The sequence below is a fragment of the Nitrospirota bacterium genome, from assembly GCA_037386965.1.
In the GTDB taxonomy this organism is placed as follows: domain Bacteria; phylum Nitrospirota; class Thermodesulfovibrionia; order Thermodesulfovibrionales; family JdFR-86; genus JARRLN01.
In genome coordinates this window covers 1-3,975 of the sequence record JARRLN010000126.1, presented here as the reverse complement: position 1 = coordinate 3,975, position 3,975 = coordinate 1, and the positions used below count along the sequence as shown (strand labels likewise).

Here is a 3,975-nt window from a genome sequence, read left to right as displayed (position 1 = left end):
TCGTGCCCCGCGTGCACCCTCGATGCGGAGATGGTCATCACCGGCACCATCCCCGCCATGAGCGTGTTCATGGAGACGAACTCGGGGACGAAGGTATTCACGAGAGAGCGCCCGTAGGAGCCGCCGGCCATGCCGCGCATGAAAAGCGCCTGAAAGATGCTCCAACCAAAGCCGAACCCCAGGACGTACTCAAGGGCTATGTCCGAAAGCCTCGAAAGATGAAGAAACCCGGCGATTGCCGCGCCCGCCAGTATGCCCGCCCCGTCGCCGGCCACGCAGTGCATGGTGGAGCCCAGGACCTGCCTCCATCGAACGGCGACGTACCGCTCGTGCAGCCCCGGCAGAGGCTCCCGGCAGCCCAGGACGTAGAGGAAAGCGCCCACCGGCCCGCTGTATGCGGTAAACAAAACAAAGCCCCACTTGAGCACGGCGGATTCCGGCGTGGAGCGTATGTCAGCGGCCACGAAGACCACCGAAAGGACAGTCAGTATGAACCACAGCAGCATCACGCCGTCCAGGAGCACCGTGGCCTTCTCCTTTTCAGAAAACGAACAAGGGCGTTCGCTACGGGTTCATGCCCAGCTTCTTCATTATCTCTTCCACCTCTTCCACCCCGGTCTGGTAGAACTTCTCCTCGTCCGGGGCCAGGTGCCTGAGGACGCGCATGAACTCCCCGGCGTGCTCCCGCTCCTCGTTGGCCACGTCCACCAGGACGGCCTTGGCCAGCTCGTCATCGATGGACTCGGCAAGCTGCATGTAAAGCTGGATGGCTTCGTACTCGGCGGAGATGGAGTAGCGCAGGGCGCGGATGAGCTCCGCGGTGGTGAGCTTCCTCTGGCTGGACATCCCCGCGAAGGGGTGCGCAAATTCCGGCATGGCGGGCCTCCTTGGTGGTTTCTTGTGACTCAGATTCTAGGGAAGGCCGGAGGGGTTGTCAACGCCTCCGGCTTGCCCCGCCCAGGGGAAAGCTGCCAGCCGTCCGCCAGTCCTCCGGGCGGCCGTCGGTCTCCGCCAGGTAGAGGCTCCTCACCGGGAAGGCCACCTCCAGCCGGCCGCCCAGTTGCTTGACGGCCTCTTCCTTCGCTTCCACGGAAACGTCGCCATACATGAGGCTCAGGTGGGGCATGAAGTCCCTCTCTTCGGCGTTCACCAGGTCTCCTGCAAATGCCTGGAAGGCCCGGTCATAGGCCCTCCGGATGGGCGACTCCGGCCCGGCGTCCTCCACCAGGGCGAAAACGCACCGGTAGTACTCGTTCAGAAAGTCCACCCTGCCCAGCTTCACCTCGAAGGGCTCGAGGCTCAGGGCCAGGTCCCGGAGCTTCTTCTCCGTCTCCGCCGTCCGTGCGCGGATGCCGCCCAGGAGGGTGACATGGGGGCCGAAGCGTGGGCCCCCATAGGCAAGGGCCAGCTCATCGACCACTTCCTTGAGCCTGTCCCAGGCCTCCTCCCGGGGCATTATCCAGACGGCGTGCTTCTTCATTTCCCTTTGGCCTCCTCCCAGAGGGCGTCCATCTCCTCCAGGCTCATGTCGCCGAGCTTCTTCCCCCTCTGCTTCGCCTGCTCCTCCATGTAGCGGAAGCGGTCCATGAACTTCCCGATGGTCCCGGCCAGGGCGTCCTCGGGGCTTACCCCGATAAAGCGGGAGATGTTCACCAGGACGAAGAAGACGTCGCCCAGCTCGTCCTCCATCCGTCCCTCCTCTCCGCTTCTGACCGCCTCCCGGAACTCCGAAAGCTCCTCGTCCAGCTTCTCCATGACGTCCTCGGTCCGCTTCCAGTCAAACCCCGCGCGGGCAGCCCGGGCCTGGAGCCGGTGCGCCCTCAGCAAAGAAGGCATGCTCCGGGGCACCCCCTCCAGGAGGGACTTCCGGAGCTTCCCCTCCTCCCTCTTGCGCTCCTCCCACTGGCCCACGACCTCCTCGGGCGTGGTGAAGACCTCGGTGCCGAAGACGTGGGGATGGCGCTTTATCATCTTCTCGCCGATTGCCGTGATGACGTCCCCGATGTCGAAGTCGCCCCGCTCCCGCGCAAGCTCGCTGTGGAAGAGCACCTGAAGAAGCAGGTCCCCCAGCTCCTCCTTCATCCTGGCCGGGTCTTCCGCCTCGATGGCCTCCACGAGCTCGTATGCCTCCTCGATGAGATAAGGCTTGAGGGACCTGTGCGTCTGCTGCCTGTCCCAGGGGCAGCCCTTCCGCAACGCCTCCATTATCCTGACCAGCTCGTCAAACTCCATCCCCCTATGATAGGGGGAGCACCCCTCCCTTGACAACGGGGGGGCACCAGTGCCCTTTTTAAACATCGAACCGAGCCGTCCCTTGGGCAAGCGTCTCAATGTCCTGTCGGTCCAGGCCACGCCTGGGGGACCAGTCCCCTTTCTCCATCTCTGAAGGCCGTGGTCGCCAAATTCCATCCTTCTATAATAGGGGAGGTCTCTCCCTTGACAACGGGGGGGCACCAGTGCCCTTTTTAAACATCGAACCGAGCCGTGCCTTGGGCAAGCCGTCTCAATGTCCTGTCGGTCCAGGCCGCGCCTGGGGGACCAGGGGGACCAGTCCCCTTCTTAATCACCAATTGAAACGACTCACTTGAGTACCACGCCCCGATGTCCTGTCGTGCTGGGCCGAGCCCAGCGCGCCTGGTCGCTGCTCCGAAGGCATGCGAAAGGCATAAAAAAGAGGGGGAGGGGAAAGCCCCTTTTTAGGACGGAAACGCGAAAGAACGATACATGCTATTCTTCCCTGCCGGGGTCCAGGTGTGCCTTATCTCTCCCTGTAATGTTCCGAATACTCCTTGAGGAACGATTTAAAATGCAGCCACACATCATTGAACCCGTATTCTTCCATCTCGGCTTCGGCCATCTGCAGTGTCCAGCCCTCTTCCCTCATCCTGTAGGCGGCAACCACGATGCCCGTCCGGTCGTGGCCGAGCCTGCAGTGCACAAAGACCGGCTGCTCCCCGGGGTCGGCCATGACATCCACCGCATGGTCCACTTTCTCCCTGTCCACGCCGCTGAGCATGCTCATCGGGATTTCCACGTACCTCATTCCGGCAGCTTCCACTTCGTCCTTTTCACTCCTCGTGGTGCGGAGATTAATCACCGTCCTTATTCCCATCTTCCTGAGCGTTTCATAGCCCGCTCGCTCCGGCTGCGCACCCCTGTAAATATTCGGCGCAACCCTGCCAACGTTTTTCAGTCCCGGTAATTCAATAATCTTCTCGATAACCACCGCGCCTTCGGGATAGGCCGCGGAAGAACCCATGCTGCTTCTATCGGCCTCCGCACCTCCGGCAGAATACGCGCTGGACATCAAGCCCACCGCGAGCGAAACAAAAAGGATTACTATTAAGTTATATTTCATCCCACTCATCATTGATGTGGCATCCTCTCCTTTCACCATAATCGTACTCCAACGCCGAGGACATTCTAATCCTCCGTCCTGTCTATCATCTTCACCAAGTATTTTGAGCCGAACATGAGCAGCAATGAAAACGCAACGGTGACGCCCGGCGTTATCAGGTCCCTCGAGAACCTCAGCCCCGCGGGCTGGCTTGCGGCGATGTCGCCTCCCACGTTCTCAACGGCAAGCAGATTATAAAGCACCTTCACCAAACCGCCGATACGCGTGCTAAAAATATACACTCCGATGAGAATAATCCCGGCACGCAAAACCGCATCCATGGAAATCTCAAGAGCATCTGAACCATCGTGTCCTAAGCCGACGATATTCGATAGCCATTCTGTCTTGAATAAAAGAATAGAGGAGAAGGCGATTAATACGATTATCGAAGAAAGGTACGCAAGCATCCAGGGAATTGTCAATCCCGACAATTCGGCTTTCCCTGAAGCCGTCACCACGACAGCCACTAAGCCCAGCACATTGAAAAGGAGCCAGTAAACAAGGTAAACGCCCAAAAGTTTCGCACCGACAATGAATGTGTCTCGCATGATTATCAATCCCTCCCACAATATTTCTTC

General features: G+C 59.8%; 6 protein-coding genes. All 6 read right to left on the bottom strand.

What is annotated here, in order from left to right; genetic code table 11:
* The coding region (locus tag P8Y39_12725; protein MEJ2193180.1) for a DUF4396 domain-containing protein at window positions 1-524 on the bottom strand (524 nt) is incomplete at its 3' end.
* A 40-nt stretch (window positions 525-564) separates the two neighbouring features.
* A complete protein-coding gene (locus tag P8Y39_12720; GenBank protein ID MEJ2193179.1) occupies window positions 565-876 on the bottom strand; it encodes a ferritin family protein in 312 nt (103 codons plus the stop codon).
* Between the two features lie 58 nt (window positions 877-934).
* Entirely contained in the window at window positions 935-1,480 is a 546-nt protein-coding gene (locus tag P8Y39_12715; GenBank protein MEJ2193178.1) for a 2'-5' RNA ligase family protein, read from the bottom strand.
* Window positions 1,477-2,232 (bottom strand): nucleoside triphosphate pyrophosphohydrolase, encoded by a 756-nt coding sequence (mazG, locus tag P8Y39_12710; protein MEJ2193177.1) that lies wholly within the window; start codon window positions 2,230-2,232, stop codon window positions 1,477-1,479. The genes P8Y39_12715 and mazG overlap by 4 nt, the downstream gene beginning before the upstream one ends.
* A gap of 526 nt (window positions 2,233-2,758) precedes the next feature.
* Window positions 2,759-3,397, bottom strand: coding sequence for a tyrosine-protein phosphatase (locus P8Y39_12705; GenBank protein ID MEJ2193176.1), 639 nt, complete (start codon window positions 3,395-3,397; stop codon window positions 2,759-2,761).
* Window positions 3,398-3,423: 26 nt separating this feature from the next.
* Window positions 3,424-3,975, bottom strand: a 552-nt coding sequence (locus tag P8Y39_12700) for a hypothetical protein (protein MEJ2193175.1), incomplete at its 5' end; no start/stop codon positions are given.